Here is a 1,298-nt window from a genome sequence, read left to right on the forward strand (position 1 = left end):
TCAGTCATTACGCACCTGCCTTCTCATTTAAGATGGTTTTAACACGTGCGATATCACGACGCACTTGTTTCATCATGTGAGTCTGATTCAGCTGACCAGTTGCCGCCTGCATACGCAGATTGAACTGCTCACGACGCAAGCCTAGCAATTCTTCCTGCAGCTGCTCAACGGTTTTATCTTTCAGTTCACTTGCTTTCATCACATTACCGTCCGAGTCACAAAAGTGGTTTTGAAAGGCAGTTTACGCGCCGCCAGGCGGAACGCTTCACGTGCCAACTCTTCAGGAACACCGTCCATTTCATACAGAACGCGACCTGGTTGAATCTGAGCAACCCAGTATTCGACGTTACCTTTACCTTTACCCATACGAACTTCTAAAGGCTTTTTGGTAATAGGCTTATCAGGAAATACGCGGATCCAGATTTTACCTTGACGCTTAACGTGACGAGTCATTGCACGACGGCCTGCTTCGATTTGACGCGCGGTCATACGACCACGATCAGTAGCTTTTAAACCAAAAGTACCGAAGCTGACTTTGTTACCAGACTGCGCCAGACCACGGTTGCGGCCTGTGTGAACCTTACGGAATTTTGTACGCTTAGGTTGTAACATATCGTCTCTCCTTACTTACGGTTCTTGCCGCGCTTAGGAGCTGGCTTTTCTTCAGTTGGAAGTCCACCAAGAACTTCACCACGGAAAATCCAGACCTTAACACCGATGATACCGTAAGTGGTGTTCGCTTCTGAGGTCGAGTAGTCGATGTCTGCACGTAATGTGTGCAGCGGTACACGGCCTTCACGATACCACTCAGTACGTGCAATTTCTGCGCCGCCTAAACGACCACTCACTTCAACTTTGATGCCTTTGGCACCCAAGCGAATGGCGTTTTGTACAGCACGTTTCATAGCACGACGGAACATGACACGACGTTCCAACTGACCAGCAATATTGTCAGCTACTAGCTGCGAATCCAACTCAGGCTTACGAACTTCTGAGATGTTGATTTGCGCAGGAGCACCTGTCAATTTAGAAACTTGCTTACGCAGCTTTTCTACGTCTTCGCCTTTCTTACCGATAACCACACCAGGGCGTGCTGTGTGAATAGTCACACGAACGCTCTTAGCTGGACGATCGATAACGATACGAGAGACTGATGCGTTGCGCAGTTCTTTTGTCAGGAACTTACGTACCTGAAAATCACTGTGCAGGTTATCAGCGAACTCATTTGTATTCGCATACCAGGTTGCATTCCATGGTCTGGAGATACCTAGGCGAATACCATTAGGATGTACTTTCTG

General features: G+C 48.0%; 3 protein-coding genes. All 3 read right to left on the reverse strand.

Annotation, left to right across the window (positions count from 1 at the left end):
* Positions 1-7 precede the first annotated feature (7 nt).
* Positions 8-199, reverse strand: a complete 192-nt coding sequence (gene rpmC / locus B3180_RS07270; protein WP_011235145.1) for a 50S ribosomal protein L29 — start codon at positions 197-199, stop codon at positions 8-10.
* Complete coding sequence (gene rplP, locus B3180_RS07275) at positions 199-612, reverse strand: 50S ribosomal protein L16 (RefSeq protein WP_011235146.1); 414 nt, start codon at positions 610-612, stop codon at positions 199-201. The genes rpmC and rplP overlap by 1 nt, the downstream gene beginning before the upstream one ends.
* Before the next feature lie 11 nt (positions 613-623).
* On the reverse strand, positions 624-1,298 hold a 675-nt coding region (rpsC, locus tag B3180_RS07280; protein ID WP_286843797.1), incomplete at its 5' end, for a 30S ribosomal protein S3.

This window comes from Idiomarina sp. UBA4206 (assembly GCF_002383015.1).
Classification (GTDB): Bacteria; Pseudomonadota; Gammaproteobacteria; order Enterobacterales; family Alteromonadaceae; genus Idiomarina; species Idiomarina abyssalis.

Bases quoted from the DNA above. Each gene is read 5' to 3' on its own strand.
- rpmC (WP_011235145.1), bottom strand. From the start codon at position 199: ATGAAAGCAAGTGAACTGAAAGATAAAACCGTTGAGCAGCTGCAGGAA.
- rplP (WP_011235146.1), bottom strand. From the start codon at position 612: ATGTTACAACCTAAGCGTACAAAATTCCGTAAGGTTCACACAGGCCGC.